At 65.1% G+C, this 16,142-nt stretch carries 13 protein-coding genes; 5 read left to right on the top strand and 8 right to left on the bottom strand.

The genetic code is table 11. The annotated features are described in order from the left end of the window. Positions 1–859 precede the first annotated feature (859 nt). Complete coding sequence (locus AAFG16_RS15055) at positions 860–1,033, bottom strand: hypothetical protein (RefSeq protein WP_283085258.1); 174 nt, start codon at positions 1,031–1,033, stop codon at positions 860–862. A gap of 175 nt (positions 1,034–1,208) precedes the next feature. After that, positions 1,209–1,403, bottom strand: a complete 195-nt coding sequence (locus tag AAFG16_RS15050) for a hypothetical protein (RefSeq protein ID WP_342739621.1) — start codon at positions 1,401–1,403, stop codon at positions 1,209–1,211. Between the two features lie 1,562 nt (positions 1,404–2,965). On the opposite strand from AAFG16_RS15050, the gene AAFG16_RS15045 reads away from it, so the two are divergent. Beyond that, positions 2,966–4,105: an MFS transporter gene (locus AAFG16_RS15045; RefSeq protein ID WP_342739620.1), complete on the top strand. Its 1,140-nt coding sequence runs from the start codon at positions 2,966–2,968 to the stop codon at positions 4,103–4,105. 6 nt (positions 4,106–4,111) lie between these two features. Here the strand turns inward: AAFG16_RS15045 and AAFG16_RS15040 are convergent, their stop codons facing one another. Further along, the gene (locus AAFG16_RS15040) at positions 4,112–5,101 is read right to left on the bottom strand and encodes a tripartite tricarboxylate transporter substrate binding protein (RefSeq protein ID WP_342739619.1); all 990 of its coding nucleotides are present in this window, start codon (positions 5,099–5,101) and stop codon (positions 4,112–4,114) included. A gap of 296 nt (positions 5,102–5,397) precedes the next feature. Between AAFG16_RS15040 and AAFG16_RS15035 the strand changes: the two genes are divergently transcribed. Next, on the top strand, positions 5,398–8,235 hold the full coding sequence (locus AAFG16_RS15035; RefSeq protein WP_342739618.1) for a winged helix-turn-helix domain-containing protein: 2,838 nt from the start codon (positions 5,398–5,400) through the stop codon (positions 8,233–8,235). 23 nt (positions 8,236–8,258) lie between these two features. On the opposite strand, the gene AAFG16_RS15030 is transcribed toward AAFG16_RS15035, so the two are convergent. Further along, positions 8,259–8,885 carry a LysR family transcriptional regulator gene (locus AAFG16_RS15030; RefSeq protein ID WP_342739617.1) on the bottom strand — a complete coding sequence of 209 codons (627 nt, stop codon included), beginning with the start codon at positions 8,883–8,885 and terminating at the stop codon, positions 8,259–8,261. A gap of 129 nt (positions 8,886–9,014) precedes the next feature. Between AAFG16_RS15030 and AAFG16_RS15025 the strand changes: the two genes are divergently transcribed. Together AAFG16_RS15025 and AAFG16_RS15020 are read left to right on the top strand one after the other, a co-directional pair. After that, positions 9,015–9,407: a RidA family protein gene (locus AAFG16_RS15025; RefSeq protein WP_342739616.1), complete on the top strand. Its 393-nt coding sequence runs from the start codon at positions 9,015–9,017 to the stop codon at positions 9,405–9,407. A gap of 47 nt (positions 9,408–9,454) precedes the next feature. Next, positions 9,455–10,141, top strand: coding sequence for an L-2-amino-thiazoline-4-carboxylic acid hydrolase (locus AAFG16_RS15020; protein WP_342739615.1), 687 nt, complete (start codon positions 9,455–9,457; stop codon positions 10,139–10,141). A gap of 105 nt (positions 10,142–10,246) precedes the next feature. Here the strand turns inward: AAFG16_RS15020 and msrA are convergent, their stop codons facing one another. From msrA to AAFG16_RS15000, 4 genes are all read right to left on the bottom strand, one after another. Further along, the gene (msrA, locus tag AAFG16_RS15015) at positions 10,247–10,762 is read right to left on the bottom strand and encodes a peptide-methionine (S)-S-oxide reductase MsrA (RefSeq protein ID WP_283085251.1); all 516 of its coding nucleotides are present in this window, start codon (positions 10,760–10,762) and stop codon (positions 10,247–10,249) included. Between the two features lie 126 nt (positions 10,763–10,888). Further along, entirely contained in the window at positions 10,889–11,311 is a 423-nt protein-coding gene (locus AAFG16_RS15010; protein WP_235544734.1) for an OsmC family protein, read from the bottom strand. Between the two features lie 171 nt (positions 11,312–11,482). Next, positions 11,483–12,172: a VOC family protein gene (locus AAFG16_RS15005; RefSeq protein ID WP_342739614.1), complete on the bottom strand. Its 690-nt coding sequence runs from the start codon at positions 12,170–12,172 to the stop codon at positions 11,483–11,485. A 48-nt stretch (positions 12,173–12,220) separates the two neighbouring features. After that, positions 12,221–12,886, bottom strand: a complete 666-nt coding sequence (locus tag AAFG16_RS15000; RefSeq protein WP_342739613.1) for a sensor histidine kinase — start codon at positions 12,884–12,886, stop codon at positions 12,221–12,223. Positions 12,887–13,204: 318 nt separating this feature from the next. On the opposite strand from AAFG16_RS15000, the gene AAFG16_RS14995 reads away from it, so the two are divergent. Further along, the gene (locus AAFG16_RS14995; protein ID WP_342739612.1) at positions 13,205–16,039 is read left to right on the top strand and encodes a winged helix-turn-helix domain-containing protein; all 2,835 of its coding nucleotides are present in this window, start codon (positions 13,205–13,207) and stop codon (positions 16,037–16,039) included. Positions 16,040–16,142: the final 103 nt, after the last annotated feature.

The raw sequence follows: 16,142 nt of genomic DNA, 5'->3' as shown, positions 1-16,142 counted from the left end.
GCCGGCCCCTTGAAACCGAGCATGCGCACGGTCCATGCCTCGCAGCCAGCCGGTCGGCTTGCATGCGTGCTTCCGCCGCCCGCCGCCGCGTTAGCATCGTTGGTTAGGTTCGGCGCCCACGCCGCGCCGATTACTGCAACATGCCTAGCCGGATACACTATGCATCCACGGCTCAATCTCTGCGTCACGACGCCGACCTGCGCTGAAGGAGCGACATTGCACCCGCGCCTTCATCTTTGTGTCGCGACGCCAACATGTGAGCTGGGATCGACTTGGCACCCGCGCTTACATCGCTGCGTCGCAACTTGAACTCACGCACCCTGTCGCGACGACGGCCCCGGCCTGGCAGGGGACATGCTGCTGAAGGTGGTAGACCGGGGCCGCGACTGGAGGTGCTTGGTCGGTTGCACCAAGCGATACTGAGGCTACTCCCCGACCGAAGGGCCGCTCTGTTCGTTTTCGCACCGTTCCCGGCAGGAACAACGGTCCCCGCGCTGCGCACCCGCATTCACGTTTGTTATAGCGGGAACTGGAAGCAGCGGGAAAGCTCGGCAAACCGGGGCTGGCTCATAGTTCACGTAGTTTGTTTCACCCGGATTTTTTGACCACGGCGCGGGCCGCAGCGATTGAGTTCGCTGCGGCCTTCGTCATTGAGCACCGGCCATCCGCGCAGCGCTGCGCGAGCGCGTCCTTTCGCGCCGTCTAGCAAAGCCCAGAAGGCCAATAGCCCCGTTCAAGCAGACCATGATCCCGCCGAGCGTCATCGCGGAGTGAAGCTCCATCTTACGTGGGCTAAACCTCAAATTCGTTACCTTACGCGGCCCAACGGGAAACTCTGGCAAATCGGACGCGCGGATGATCAACCAATGATCCAGCTTATTGCGAGGAGCGCACCCCGGCCTAAAATGTAGAGCCAGCCAGCCATCGCAACCAGAACGCTTGCGCCGAAAGCCACGTTAATGGCGATGTCTTCGGTCGCTTTTTGAGGAGTATCCGCTGCCGCCTCGATGTCAACACGCTCCATGACGTCCATGCGCCCTTACTCCACGTAGATCGGGAAAAAGCGGCAACAGGGCAAGCTTGGCTTGCGTTCCCAGCCTCTCTTGCGTTCTTTTCGAGGCGACAGGCCGAGACCGGCTCGCACGTGAGCGAGTGGCTACGATCCTCAGAGCTACATCCGCCAAAATGAATTGTCGAAACGCAGTGGCCTACTTTGGTTTTGCGTCAGGTTCAGTGATGCTGCGCGTGGCTAATTTGTCCGGCTGCATGCTCTTACGGATCGCATCTAATGCGCTTCGCGCGTGTTGTGCAGCTTCCATGTTGGCGGCTTTTTCAATTTCTTCCAGGGCCCACACCAAGAGCTGCACGGCAGTCTGCGCGTGGGGATTGGAAGGATCGGTCATGCTGACGGTGTGCACTGGATTGTAACTTGGGTCGTCCTTTGCGTGCGCATAGAGGACATGCACTGAGCAAGGGTCCGTGCCAAAGTGAACAGTTCACACGGCTAGAGCATGGGTCGAACGGCCCCAAGCCCATCTCCAGGGCTGGCAGGTGACGAGCCGGGGCCGCCAGCGCACGCTAACGCATGCGCTGCAATAATCTCGGCCATGGGACTTCTCTTCGTCTGTACGAAATGAACCGGATTGCAGATTAAATTCGAGGCGACCGGCTTCGAGGAAAGACGGCTCCGGTTGACCCGGGGGGGAACCCGAAGCCGTCCCGCCAACCCTTCAGGCCAGCCCGCGTGAAGGGCCAACGAGCAATCAAATTTCACCGCCGCTGTGTTGTTCCCGCTGGTCCGTGGGCAGTCGTGAGACCTAATCATTTGAAGCAAGTTGGGCGCGATCAGAACAAAGGTGATCGCGAAGCGTTTATGCCGCACAACTCAAACCGGAGGTTGTCATGGTCAAGAACGCATTTTTCGCTCTCAGTGTCGCAGCGGCGCTTGCCCTGGCGCCTAGTGCAGCGTCCGCCCAACGCGGCTTTCATGGAGGATGGCACGGCGGCGGTTGGCATGGCGGCGGTTGGGGAGGCGGTTGGCGCGGCGGCGGATGGGGAGCACCAGCTGTGGGCATAGGTCTCGGCCTTGGGCTCGCCAGCGCGGCAGCTTGGGGACCTGGCTGGGGGTGGGGAGGACCCGTTTGGGGACCCGGCTGGGGAGCGCCAGGTTGGAGTTACGCAGCGTATGGCGGTTGCACGCGATGGCGTCGCGTCTGGACTGGCTGGGGTTGGAGGCTCAGGCCAGTGAACGTGTGTTGGTGAGACGCGTGATCGACCGGGCGGGTGGATCGGTCGACTAGCTCGTTATTCGAGCAGGTCTTGGCCAGGAGACAGCAGCCGGACATAGGTGCCGCTCTCGTGCATTCGAGCCAGCCCTGCTCGATGGCGTACTCGATGCCCGCGCCTAACTCCGGCCCGGTGGCCTTGAGCGTGTAGAGGAACGGCGCGTTGAGCTTCTCTCGATGTGGATGCGACCGTCTTGGACCGGCGGAATGCTGGCAGCGAGTTCGATCAGCTTGCGCGCGGCTGCCTCCGGTGTTGCAGTAGAAACTTAGAGGCGAGACGAACCTGACAGCGCCGTCCGTCCGTACGAAGCCTCGGGCTCACGGAGAGCAATCCGCCCTGCCCGCACCTCTCGCGCCCGGCGCTGCCGCGTCCACCGCAAGCCAGGCGCGCGACCATGACGGCCACATGATCGCCCCTCAAGGATGAGCCGGGATGGGCGACACATACGACAAATCCGAATTTCGATAAAGCAGAATATTATTAGGAGAGGGGGTTGGCGGGCGGCGACGCAGCGATCAGGACAATGACCCGGCGGTCTGGCCCAGACCCGCGCAGAGACAGCCGACAACAACTGTCCGGTCGCGACAATTCCACCGCTCTCCCCGACATAAAGTCGCGGCAATCATCAGGCTTGTCGAGTGCACCCTCCTCCCGCCTGCTTTCTTCTTCCGGAGTTCCCATGCATTCTGCCGATCGGCCGGCGACCCGTCTTGCGACGCGGCTCGCCTTTCTCGTCGCCGGCTTCGGCATCGCCTGCTGGGCCCCGCTGGTGCCGTTCGCGAAGGCGCGGCTCGCCGTCGACGACGGCGTGCTCGGACTGCTGCTGCTCAGCCTCGGCATCGGCTCGGTGCTCGCCATGCTGCTGACCGGCGTCATGAGCGCGCGCTACGGCAGCCGGCCGATCATCATCGCGGGCGGACTGGGCCTTGCGCTGGTGCTGCCGCTGCTGGCGATTGCGAGCGCACCGGCAACGCTGGCTCTGGCGCTGTTCGCCTTCGGCGCCGCGCTCGGCTCCATCGACGTCGCCATGAACATCCACGCGGTCGAGGTGGAGCGCGACGCGGGCCGGCCGCTGATGTCCGGCTTCCACGCGCTGTTCAGCATCGGCGGCTTTGCCGGATCGGCTCTGATGACCGCGCTGCTCTCGCTGCAACTCTCCGCGCTTGCATGCACGCTGGTCTGCTCCGCCCTGATGCTGATCGCGATGCTGGTCGCCTGGCCGCGTTTGCTTCGCTCCTTGCAGGTGCAGGAGGGACCGCTGTTCGTGCTGCCGCACGGCTCGGTGCTGCTGCTGGCGCTGCTCGGCGCCATCACCTTCCTGGTCGAAGGCGCGATGCTCGACTGGGGCGCGCTGCTCGTGATCGGCGCGGGCCTCGTCTCCGAAGCGCAAGGCGGGATCGGCTATATCGTGTTCTCGATCGCGATGACGATGGGGCGGCTCGGCGGCGACGCCGTCGTCGCGCGCGTCGGAGATCGCGCGACATTGCTCTGGGGCAGCCTCATTGCAATCGCCGGTTTCGTCGTCCTGCTCACGGCGCCGCTTGCGGCGATTGCGATCGCCGGCTTCCTGCTGATCGGCCTCGGCGCGTCGAACCTCGTGCCGGTGCTGTTCCGCCGGGCGGCGCGGCAGACGGTGATGCCGACGGGGCTTGCGGTGGCGGCGATCACCACCGCGGGCTATGCCGGCATCCTCGTCGGCCCGGCCGGCGTCGGCTTCCTCGCGCGTGTCGGGGGATTGCCTCTGGCGTTCTGGCTGCTCGCCGCGCTGATGGGTCTCGTCACGCTGTCGGCGCGCATCGTCACGCGCGCCGCGGCGTGAGCCCGCTCAAAATCTCTGCAGTCCGATCGATTTGATCATGGACGCCAGGCTCGCCGCAGTCGCCTCGACGAGGCGCTGGAATTCGACCGGGTTCGAGGCGCTGTCCGGCTCCATGCCCTCGGCACGGTAATTGGCCTGCATCGCCCTGTCGGCCATGGCAAGGCGCGTCGCCTGCGCAATCCGGTCGATGATCGCATCGTCGGTCTGCCGGGGCGCGAACAGGCCGAACCAGCCGTCATAGCGCAGGCCCGGCATGCCGGATTCGATGGCGGTCGGGATATCGGGGGCCACGCTCAGCCGCTTTTCGGTGGCGACCGCGAGCATCCGGAGCTTGCCGGCCTCGCTCCACTGCTGCAGTTGCACCGACATCACGGCAATGATGAGAGGGATCTGGCCGGCGAGGAGGTCGTTGCTGGCCTGCGCGATGCCCCGATACGGGACATGGACGATGTCTAGTCCGCCCGCCTGCAGCTTGAAGGCTTCGCCGACGAGGTGATTTCCACTGCCGATGCCGGGCGTCCCGTAGGACAGCTTTCCCGGATTGGCTTTCGCGTAGGCAACCAGTTCGGGCAGGTCTTTGACGGGCAACGACGGATGGACGGCAAAAACCAGCGCACTGGTGATGAGGCGGTAGATGGCGCGGAAATCGTCCATTGCATAGGACGGATTTTGCGCGAGCAGCGGAATAGCCGCCTGCGTGCTGTCGTTTCCGAGCAGCAACGAGTAGCCGTCGGGCTTCTCGCGCGCGACCGCCGTTGTCCCGATCGCGCCGCCCGCACCGGTGATGTTCTCGATGAAGACGGGTCCGAGCAGCGAGGACATCTTCTCCGCCCAGGGACGCCCGATCTGGTCGCCCGATCCGCCTGCCCCGTACGGGATCACCAGGCGAATCGGACGCGACGGATAGTCGGCGGTTCGTCCACTGCGCGGAATCGCCGCAAGCGCCGCTGCGCCCGGCAATGCATGGACGACCTGTCGCCGCGAGAAGGAGAGCATGTTCGAATCCGGACGTCGGTTGTCACTGTCGAGGCGGGGCCGGCTCCCGAACCATTCCATCGCAGCAACGAATCACCGCCGTCAATGCTCCCTCTGGATTAGTCGGCGGCCTCATCGCCGTGCCGTATTCGCTTAACCCATTCCTTTTCAAGCAAGATTCCCGGTGCCGGCTGACCCAAGCGGTGCACGCAGGGCTGCCAGCCCTACCCCACTGCTTTCGGCCAGTTTACTGTACGTCTCGTTCTGATAGAGCAGAAAGTCATACCTTTTGACTCCCGTTGCGGGGGCCATGGCGCGTGCCAGATCGTAGCGAAGACTCGGCCATTTCCTTCGGGCCATTTCGACTGTTTCCGAAGTCCCGGCTCTTGGAAAAAGAGGGCTCGCCTCTGCATGTCGGCGGCCGCGCGCTCGATATTCTCATTTTTCTGGCCGAGCGCCCCGGCGAGGTCATCGACAAGCGCGAGCTGGTCAAGCGGATCTGGGCCGACGTCAATGTCGACGAGGGCAGCCTGCGATTCCATGTCGCAGCACTGCGCAAGGCGCTGGGCGACACCGGCAAGTCGGCCCGTTACGTCGTCAACGTGCCCGGGCGCGGCTATTGCTTCGTCGCCTCGTTCGCCCAGGCCACGGCGCCGGCCGCGCAGCCCACCGTCGACATCCTGCCGCCCCGCTCCCTCCCCGCGCCGCTCTCGAAGATGGTGGGGCGGGAGGAGATCGTCGAGAAGATATCGAACGGCCTTTCGCTCCACCGCTTCATGACCGTGGTCGGCCCCGGCGGCATCGGCAAGACCGCCGTCGCCGTCACTGTCGGGCACCGCCGCTCGGCGGATTTCGGCGGGCGCGTCTTCTTCGTCGATTTCGGTCCGCTGCGTGATGCCAGCCACGTCGCGACCACCATCGCCTCCGCGCTTGGCCTCACCATCAGCGCGGAGGATCCGACGCCGGCCCTGCTGACCTTCCTGAAGACCGGCCCCGCCTTGCTGATCTTCGACAGCTGCGAGCATGTGCTGGATGCGCTCGCCCCGGTGGTCGAGCGCATCGTTCGCGATGTGCCGCAGCTTCGCGTGCTCGCCACCAGCCGCGAATCGTTCCGCAGCGAAGGCGAGCGCATCTTCCGGCTGTTCCCGCTGGATTGCCCACCCGAGCGCGAGGGCCTCGGCGTTGACGAGGTACTCGCCTATCCCGCGGCGCAGCTCTTCGTCGAGCGCATTGCGCAGAGCTCGGGTCCGTTCCAGCTCAGCGCGGAAGAGGCGCCGCTTGTGGCCAGCATCTGCCGGCGCCTCGACGGCATTGCGCTCGCGATCGAGCTCGCGGCGGGCCGCGTCAACGCCTATGGCATCGCCGGCACAGCATCGCTGCTCGACAGCCGCTTTTCGCTGCAATGGCGTGGGCGGCGCACCGCCGTGCCGCGACACCAGACCCTCGCCGCAGCGCTCGACTGGAGCTACGACCTGCTGCCTCCCGCCGAGAGCGCCACCTTGCGCCGACTCTCGGTCTTCACCGGCCCCTTCGCGCCGGAAGCAGCCGCGGCGGTCGCATCCGGCGACGGCCTCAGCGCCTCGGAGACGTTGGAGGCGATCGACAGTCTCGTCACCAAATCGCTGATCTCGCCATCCGGCTCACGGTTGCTGCGCTATCGCCTGCTCGACACCACGCGCACCTACGCGCAGGGAAAGCTCGCCGAGCTCGGCGAAACCAAGCAGTTCGCGCGGCGCCATGCCGAGCACTTTCGCGATTTCTTCCAGCGCGCCGAGGCCGACTCGTCGACGCCGTTGCCGGAATGGCTTGGTATCTATGGCGCCGAGCTGGACAATGTGCGCGCGGCGCTGGACTGGGCCTTCGCGCCCGACGGTGACGTTGCGCTGGGAATCGCGTTGACCGCAGCCGCCGTCACGATGTGGGTGCGCCTGTCGCTGTTCGCCGAATGCCGCGAGCGCGCGCGAACGGCGCTCACGGCGCTCGGAGATGCCGGCGACGAGCGTATCCGCATGCAGCTTCTGTCCGCGCTCGGCTGGTCGCTGATGTATGGCGAGGGCCGCGCCCGCGAGGCGCGTCCGATCCTGGAGACGACGCTGGAGCTCGCCGACCGGCTCGACGACAAGGACTTTCGCCTGCGCGCGCTGTGGGGCTTGTGCATCGACCAGTTCAACAACGGACAGTTCGGCAAGGCCCGCGCGCTGGCCGATCGGTTTGCGAATGCCGCAGCGAACTCGCCCGACAGGACCGATGTGATGCTGGGTGACCGGCTGATGGCCGTGGCGCTGCACTATCTCGGCGACCAGAACGAGGCGCGCGCCTGCATCGACCGCGTGAACGCATCACTGCATGTGCTGGCGGAGAAGCCAAAGATCTTCCCGCTCGACCTGCGAATATCCACGCAATATTTCCGCGCCCGCATCCTGTGGCTGCAGGGCCTCGCCGATCAGGCCCAGGCGCTCGCCGCCAGAAACATCGAGGAGGGTCGTGCCAACGGCCACGCGCTGACCTTCTGCAGCGTGCTGGGGCAAGCCACCTGCCCGATCGCTTTCTGGGCCGGCGATTTCGAGGCCGCGGAGCGCCACGGCGCCGAGCTCGTCGAACACACCGAGCGCCACGCCATCCGGCTGTGGGGGCTGTGGGCGCGGGCCTTCAACGCGGCGGTGCTGGCGAGGCGCGGCGATATCGCGACGGGCCTGCCGCTCTTGCGCGAAGAACTCAATCGCGCCGGCGATGCGCGCTTTCTGCCGCGCTTTCTCCCGCTGCTCGGCGAGCTCGCCGCGTGCTTTCTGGAGGCCGACCAGATCGACCGCGGCCTCGACGTGATCGAGGACGCTCTGGCCCGCTGCAACGACCGGCAGGAGCTCTGGTATCAGCCGGAGCTGATCCGCATCGAGGGCGAATTGATGCTGAGGAGCCCGCGGCACGCGGGCGACGCCGAGGCGCGCTTTCGCGAAGCCATCGACATTGCAGGGCGACAGGGCGCGCGGTTCTGGGAGCTGCGCTGTGCAACCAGCCTCGCGCGATTCATGATCGGCGCAGGCCGATCCACCGAAGCCCTGCCGGCTCTGGAGAACGTCTGCGCCGCGTTTGCCGAAGGCCTGGAGATCGCCGACATGCGCATCGCGCGCGACCTGATCGCGCAATTGCAGAGCTGACGGCGCCTCAGGCGACGGCCGCCTCAACTTCCGACGCCGCCGACCAGTCGAGGACGGCGGTCCGTGTGCGGGTTCTCCGCGATCGCAGCGCGCAGCCACGCGCGAAAACTGACGATTTCAGGACAATCCTCGGTGCCTTCGGGCGCGATCAGCCAGTCACCCAGCCCGGATCCCTCATTGACGCGATCGCAGCGATAGCCCGGATGGTGACCGACACCGCGGGCGATCAAGAGGTCAACCTTGCCCTCAACCAGCTCGTGCAGGCCGGCGGGCTGCAGCACGCGCAGGCCGATGTCGGCATGCGCGCTGCGGAACGCCGCCAGATCGAGCCGGCGCAGGTCGAAGCTGGCATGGACGCCCAATTGCAGCAGCACTGCACCTGACGGCTTCAATTGCGCGGTTGCGTCCGCGATGTGGCGAAAGCCTTCGGACACCCCTGGCAGATAGGCCTGGCCTGCGGCGGTGAGGATGAGCTGCTTGTGCAGCCGCTCGAACAGCTGCACGCCGAGGCGTGCCTCCAGCGCTTTTACCTGCTGCCCCACGGCGGCAGGCGTCACATGCAGCTCATGGGCGGCCAGCTTGAAGCTGAGATGCCGCGCGGCGGCTTCGAAAGCGCGGAGCGCGTTGAGTGGTGGAAGGGCGTAGGTCATCGCACAGCAAGTTTGACACTGATGAGCCGCACTCTTGCAACAGATTTTCTTGCGCTGAACCGCAGCAATGATGCTTTGCGCCGCGGCGATGTCGCTGGATACGGTCGGGTCGCAATCTGGAGAAGCCCAATGCCCCTACCTCATATCGTCAACCACAATCCCGCAACGGTCCATTCTCCCGCCGGCGGCTACTGCATGGGACTTGAACTGACGCAGCATCGCCGCCTGCTGTTCATCAGCGGCCAGGTGCCCGAGAGACCCGACGGCTCCGTGCCTGAGGGATTCGAGGCGCAATGCGAGCAGGCCTGGCGCAACGTCAAGGCGGTGCTCGCCGCCGCCGGCCTTGGTGTCGATCATCTGGTCAAGGTCACCACGTTCCTGACCGACCGGGCTCAGCTCGTGAGCAACCGGACCATTCGCCGCGCGATGCTCGGCGACCATCAGCCCGCGCTGACGGTCATGGTCGCCCAGACCGTCAACAGCAAATGGCTGCTGGAGATCGAGGCGATCGCGGCGGAATGAAACCGGGTTCGCCGACTTTGCGATAAGCCAATTTTGTCAGGTGTCCAATGACTGAGACCATCCATCCCTTTTACGCGCAGCATCGCGATGCCATGGAGGCCGCCATGCGCGATCGACTCGACCTTGCCGAAGCGATGCTGCGCGAACGCGCGCATGTCTCCGATATCCACGCGATCAGGCAGGAGGTGATGAACGAATTCGAGATCGTGCTCACCCAGATGCCCTATGTCGGCGGCACGGCGAGCCGCATGAGCGACTTCTTCATGCGCCTCATGGGTTTCATGGCGATCAGCCGGGTGCTGCGGCGGCATGGCGTGCCGCTGCCCGTGATCGGCGAGATCGAGCGGGAATCCTACAAGGCGCAATTGCTCACCGTGCCTGAAGCGGAACGTCTCGCTTCGGGGCGCCAATTCATGTCGTCAGAGAACCAGGCCTTGCTGCGCGACCAGGCTGCAAGAAGCGCGAGCGCAAGCCACCAGGACGCGTTTCCGGAAGATTTCGTCTACGATTTCGTCGAACCGGGCCCGGGTGACGACTTCGAGTTCGGCATCAACTACAAGGCCTGCGGCTTCTGCAAATTTGCCGCTCGCCATGGCGACAAGGACATCCTGCCGAACATTTGCGGGCTTGATTTCGATGCCTATGCCACGCGAGGCATCCGCCTGGAACGGACGCAAACCCTGGCCGGCGGCGCGAGCCGCTGCAATTTCCGCTTCTCGCGCCTGCCGGACTAAAGCGCGATGAGATCAGGATGCATCATCATCGCGCTTTAGCTCTTTATTTGCGCATGATCTTTTCGGAAAACCGTTACACACTTTTCCGGATCATGCTTTCTAGATCTAGCCGCCCACGGCAGCCGCGCGCCGCGGCAGCTTCCAGTTGGGCCGGATGAAGTGGCAGGTGTAGCCGTCGGGATAACGTTCGAGATAATCCTGGTGCTCCGGCTCGGCCTCCCAGAACTCGCGCGCCGGCGCGACCTCGGTGACCACCTTGCCAGGCCACAGGCCCGACGCCTCGACGTCGGCGATGGTGTCTTCGGCGACCCGCTTCTGCTCGTCGCTGGTGTAGAAGATCGCCGAGCGGTAGCTCGTGCCGAGATCGTTGCCCTGACGGTTGAGCGTGGTGGGATCGTGGATCTGGAAGAAGAACTCCAGCATGGTCCGGAAGCTGGTCTTGGCGGGATCGAAGATGATCTCGATCGCTTCGGCGTGGCCTTCGTGATTGCGATAGGTGGCGTTCCTGACGTGCCCACCGGTGTAGCCAACGCGGGTCGAGATCACGCCCGGCTGCTTGCGGATCAGATCCTGCATGCCCCAGAAACAGCCCCCGGCCAAAACTGCGCGCTCCGTCGTCATCGGTCCGCTCCCGATTGATCGCCCTTCATCTGCATTATCATATGCATTCGGCTACCCGTCCGAAAGGCGGGCATTTCACCAATGTCCATCCGGTTCCTCAGAATCGGATGGACATTGAGCTCGTCTCTAGCCGAGCTTGGCGTCGAGCGTGATGGCGGCGTTGAGCACTTTCGATACCGGACAGTTCTTCTCGGCCTCGCCAGCGATCTTGGCAAAGCCCGCCTCATCCAGATTCGGCACCTTGGCCCGCAGGGTGAGCGCAGATTTGCTGATCTTGAAACCCTTGCCTTCCGGCTCGAGCGTGACGGCGGCTTCCGTCGAGAGCTCGTCCGGCGTGAAGCCGGCCATCTGGAGGCCGAAGGCCAGCGCCATGGTGAAGCAGCCGGCATGGGCCGCCGCGATCAATTCCTCGGGATTGGTGCCCTTCTCGTTCTCGAAGCGGGTCTTGAACGAATAGGGCGTATCAGTGAGCACGCCGGATTCGCTCGAGAGATGGCCGGTACCGTCGCGACCGGTGCCCTTCCAAACTGCTTTTGCCTTGCGGATCATCTCGGTTCTCCTTGTTTGTTTTCAAGCACCGGCGCTCCGTACCGGTGGAAGGCGACATCGGCGTGACCGCCTGCGGCCGTTCCAACCGGTCGAGCGCCGCCACGGTTCCGATGCAGAACGGCGCGAGCGGGGGCGCGAATGCAAAGCGGCGCGCGACGAACTGCGTTCTCGTTAGGACGGCAGCGGCTGGCCGGCCTGCTCGCGGACAATGTAGTCGGCGTACCAATCCGCCCAGTTCTCGTCATGCCCGCCGGTCCGCTTCTCGTGCTCACCATGCGCCGCCGCGGCACGGCGCAACGTCGCGGCGAGCTCGACCGTTGAGGCGAATGTCGTACTGCCTCCTTCGATGCGTCCAGGCAGCCGCGTCGTGACTTCCTGGAACAACCAGCCATTGCCGTCGGGATCGCTGAACGATGCGAACGAGCTGTAGCTGCCATGCTTCGGGTCAGCGCCACTGACCCGAACGCTGCCGAACAGATACGGCTCGTCCGGCCCGGCATGAACGTCGCCCCCGCCGTGGAATGGCGCGCTGACCGCGATGCCGCGGTCGAGCAGATCCTGTCGGGCCGCCTCCAGATCGGAGACGATCAGGTACAGGCCGCGCACTGAACCGGGCGCCGCTGGCGTGACGTTCCGGCCGAAGATCACCGAACAGGCCGAACCTGGCGGCGTGAACTGGATCACCCGCCAGTCGTCGCCCGATGTAAAGTCCGCGTCCAATCGCCAGCCGAGGCGCGTGTAGAACGCCTTGGCGCGGTCGACATCGGACACGGGGATGACGACGACCTCGAGCTTCAGATCGAGGCCGCGCGATGCCGAGGGCTTCGCCGCGGCGTCGCGATTGATTTCGACTGTAGCCATGTTGAACTCCCGGATGTGAGGTGGAGCGATTGCGAGCAGAGACGGTTTTCAGGCCGCGGGCATCACGATTGTCACCCGCGTGCCGCCCTGTCCGGCCTCGCCGTGCAGCCGCGCATGGATGCTGCGTGCGAGCCCTTCGAGGATGCGGCTGCCCGTACCCTGAAGCGGGCCGGTCGCCCCGATGCCGTTGTCAGCGACGGTGCAGAACCAGGCGCCGTCGCGCCTTGCCATGTCGATGCGGATCAGTGCTCCCTTCTTGTTCGGGAAGGCGTGCTTTGCCGCATTCGTCACCAGCTCGGTCAGCATCAGCGCGAGCCGATGACATTGCGAGGCCGGCAGCGTGCCGCTCGCGATCGCAGCCTCGCAGCGGATGCCCGCCGGCGCCAGCACCGCCTCGGAGAGCGCTCCGCACAAATTCTCGAAGAAGCCTTCGATCGAGACCGGCAAGGGATCATCATTGTCGGACAAGAGCTGGTAGAGCCTGCCGAAGGCGACGATGCGCCGCTCGAACCGGTCGACCGCAACCGAGACGTCTTTCGGTCCCGCCCGCGTGAAATCGCGGCGGACTGACGCACCCAGCAGAGTCAGCGTGTTCTTCATCCGATGGTGGGATTCTCGCAGCACGAGTTCCCAATCACGCGACGGATCGTCGGGACTGGCCACAAATTCAGATCGAACGACGTGCTCGTTCGGCCGAGCGCCAATACCGGACATCATAGCCTCCCCGTTTGACGTAGTGCTGAACTCGAACGCTATACTGGATGCACTTTGCGCGCATTGCTCGTTAGACGTTGCAAGATTCTGTTATGATCGGCGGCACAGAGTGTGGCAGCGAAGCTGTCCTCTGCACGGCCAAGCACGCTGACGAATTGCCCCGGTCGCGTGGTAAGCTGCTCGCGTTTAAGCAAAATTTGTCACAGATCGGCAGACAGATTGCCGCGCGATTTCGCCACTTTCGGTTAGTTTACTGACGATCTCGTTCTGCTAGACCAAAGTGCGGACAACGCTCCCTCTCACTGGAATCATTGGCCCGTGCCGAACATTAGCGACCAGGATTCGGCCATTGCCTTCGGGCCATTCCGCCTGTTCGCCAAGTCGCGCCTGCTGGAGAAGGACGGCGCCCCGCTTCACCTCGGCGGCCGCGCTCTCGACATCCTGATTTTTCTCGCCGAGCGCGCCGGCGAGGTCGTGGACAAGCGGGAGTTGATCAGGCGCGTGTGGGCCGACGTGAATGTCGACGAAGGCAGTCTGCGCTTCCACATCACGACACTGCGCAAGGCCTTGGGCGATGCCGGCGAAGGCTCGCGTTACGTCGTCAACGTCCCCGGACGCGGCTATTGCTTCGCGGCTCCGCTGCTGCGGGCCGAACCTGCGGAGCGGCGAGCGAGCCCGGCTGTCTCGGCCCCTCATGCGCTTCCTGCGCCGCTTGCGAAGATGATCGGGCGGGACGATGCGGTCGAGCGGATTTCCGCCGAGCTGGCCCAGCATCGCTTCGTCACCATCGTCGGCCCCGGCGGCATCGGCAAGACCTCGGTCGCGCTCGCCGTCGCCCACGGCGAGCTTGCGGCCTTCGACGGCCAGGTGAGCTTCGTCGATTTCGGCGCGCTGACCGATGCCCGGCTCATTCCCGGGACGATCGCGGCGACCCTGGGCCTGACCATCAATTCCGACGACCCGATGCCTGGCCTGCTGACGTTCCTGCGCAGCCGGCGCATGCTGCTGGTGTTCGACAGCTGCGAGCACATCATCGATGAACTCGCTCCCCTGGCCGAGCGTATGGTCCGCGAGGCGGACGAGTTGCATGTTCTTGCCACCAGCCGCGAGTCGTTTCGCGCCGAAGGCGAACGCGTCCACCGGCTGTTTCCGCTGGATTGCCCGCCGGAGCGTGCCGGGCTCGGCATCGCCGACATCCTCGCCTATCCCGCAAGCCAGCTCTTCGTGGAACGCATCGCCGAGAGCCTGGGCGACTTCGAGCTCAGCGAGGAGGACGCCCCGCTCGTCGCCGATATCTGCCGGCGGCTGGACGGCATTGCGCTCGCGATCGAGCTCGCGGCCGGGCGAGTCAACGCCTACGGCATCGCCGGAACCGCCTCGCTGCTCGACAACCGCTTCTCGCTCTTGTGGCGCGGACGCCGCACCGCGATTCCGCGGCACCAGACCTTGAGCGCTGCGCTGGCGTGGAGCTACGATCTGCTGCCCGCGACCGAAAGCGCGGCGTTGCGTGGATTGTCGGTGTTCGTCGGCCCCTTCACGCTGGAGGCCGCGCTGGCCGTGGCATGCAGCCAGGGCATCAGCGAGTCTGAAGCCGCAGAGGCGATCTCGAACCTGCTCTCCAAATCCCTGATCGCGACCTCGCCCGCGGAGCGGCGGCTGCGCTATCGCCTGCTCGACACCACCCGCACCTTCGTCGGCGACAAGCTCGTCGAGAACGGCGAAGCGAGCCGCGTCGCGCGCGCCCACGCCGAATATTTCCGCGACTTCCTGCGCGACATCGCGCTCAAATCCACGGGCATGCAGAGCGCGGGCGGCTTCCTTCCCTATGCCGACCATTTGCCCAATGTCCGGGCCGCGCTGACCTGGAGCTTTTCGGATGGCGGCGACCGGACGATCGGCGTGGGCCTGGCGGCCTCCGCAGCCCAGTTCTTCCTCGAGCTGACATTGCTGACGGAGTGCTATCGCTGGACCCAGCGGGCGCTCGACGCGGGTCCGGCGGACAGCCGCCAGGAGATGACGCTGCAGGCCGCGCTGGGCGTCTCCGTGATGTTCACGCAGGGCAATACCGACGCGGTCCGGGCGGCGTTCACGCGCAGTCTCGAACTGGCGCGGGAACTCGAGGATCTGCACTGGCAGCTCTGGCTGCTGCGCGGCCTGCACATTTATCTCACCAGGCTCGGAGATTTTCACGGCGCGCTCGGGACCGGCGAACAGAGCGAGAGCGTCGCGCGCAAGCTGAACGATCCCGCCGCGACGCTGAACGTCGAATGGATGCTGGGCGTCGCGCATCATCTGATCGGCAACCAGGACAAGGCCGTACAGTTCTGCCAAAGCGCGATGCTGCAGAATCCCGGCTCGCAGCGGCTGAACATCGGCCATCTCGGTTATGACGATCGCATCGTCGCGCTGGTGGCGCTGGCACGCGGACTGTGGCTCACCGGCCGGCCCGATCGCGCGATCGAGGCGGCCGGATACGCGGTGCGCGAGGCCGAGCTGCTCGAACAGCCGCTGACGCTCGGCATCTCCCTGATCTGGACGATCTACGTGTTTCTCTGGGTTGGCGACTTCGCCAATGCCGAGATCCTGATCGAGCGGCTGATTGACCATTCGGCACGGCACTTCCTCGGTCCCTATCACGCGGTCGGCATCGGCCAGAAGGGCGAGCTGCTGCTGCGCCGCGGCGACGTCACTGCGGGAATCGAGCACCTCCGCCGCAGCCAGGCGACGCTGTACGCGACACGGCACCGGATCATGACGACGGTGTTTGCGACCGCGCTCGCCGAGGGTCTCGCCGCGCAAGACCAGCCTGATCTCGCCTTGCAGACCATCGATGAGGCCATCGGTCAGATCCCCGATCATGGCGAATCCTTCGACATGCCGGAGATGCTCAGGGTCAAGGGCGAGATCCTGGCGCGATCGGGCAATGCGGCGGAGGCCGAGACCTATCTGCGCAGATCGCTCGATCTGGCGCGGCGGCAATGCGCGCTCGGCTGGGAGCTGCGCGGCGCGATCAGCCTCGGCCGAATCTGGCAGCGGGCCGGGAAAGCAGGCGAAGCACGCGCGCTGCTCGCCCCGCTCGTCGCGCAATATCAAGAGGGCCTTCAGAGCCGCGATCTGGCCGCCGCAAGGGGGTTGCTGAACACCCTGAATTGAGAGCGTCTTCAACGAGATACCGCCATCCCGCGCGCTCGCAACTCCTAACAACTTCTAACATGCCAAGCCGCATGCGCCCCGCCATGGTGGTGGCGCTTCACGG

The organism is Bradyrhizobium sp. B117, assembly GCF_038969555.1.
Lineage (GTDB): Bacteria > Pseudomonadota > Alphaproteobacteria > Rhizobiales > Xanthobacteraceae > Bradyrhizobium.
The sequence above is the reverse complement of the archived record's forward strand: the minus strand, read 5'-3'. Positions and strand labels throughout refer to the sequence as shown.

Coding starts and splice junctions, on each gene's coding strand:
- AAFG16_RS15055 (WP_283085258.1), bottom strand. CDS start 1,033: ATGGACGTCATGGAGCGTGTTGACATCGAGGCGGCAGCGGATACTCCT.
- AAFG16_RS15050 (WP_342739621.1), bottom strand. CDS start 1,403: ATGACCGATCCTTCCAATCCCCACGCGCAGACTGCCGTGCAGCTCTTG.
- AAFG16_RS15045 (WP_342739620.1), top strand. CDS start 2,966: ATGCATTCTGCCGATCGGCCGGCGACCCGTCTTGCGACGCGGCTCGCC.
- AAFG16_RS15040 (WP_342739619.1), bottom strand. CDS start 5,101: ATGCTCTCCTTCTCGCGGCGACAGGTCGTCCATGCATTGCCGGGCGCA.
- AAFG16_RS15030 (WP_342739617.1), bottom strand. CDS start 8,885: ATGACCTACGCCCTTCCACCACTCAACGCGCTCCGCGCTTTCGAAGCC.
- AAFG16_RS15025 (WP_342739616.1), top strand. CDS start 9,015: ATGCCCCTACCTCATATCGTCAACCACAATCCCGCAACGGTCCATTCT.
- AAFG16_RS15020 (WP_342739615.1), top strand. CDS start 9,455: ATGACTGAGACCATCCATCCCTTTTACGCGCAGCATCGCGATGCCATG.
- msrA (WP_283085251.1), bottom strand. CDS start 10,762: ATGACGACGGAGCGCGCAGTTTTGGCCGGGGGCTGTTTCTGGGGCATG.
- AAFG16_RS15010 (WP_235544734.1), bottom strand. CDS start 11,311: ATGATCCGCAAGGCAAAAGCAGTTTGGAAGGGCACCGGTCGCGACGGT.
- AAFG16_RS15005 (WP_342739614.1), bottom strand. CDS start 12,172: ATGGCTACAGTCGAAATCAATCGCGACGCCGCGGCGAAGCCCTCGGCA.
- AAFG16_RS15000 (WP_342739613.1), bottom strand. CDS start 12,886: ATGTCCGGTATTGGCGCTCGGCCGAACGAGCACGTCGTTCGATCTGAA.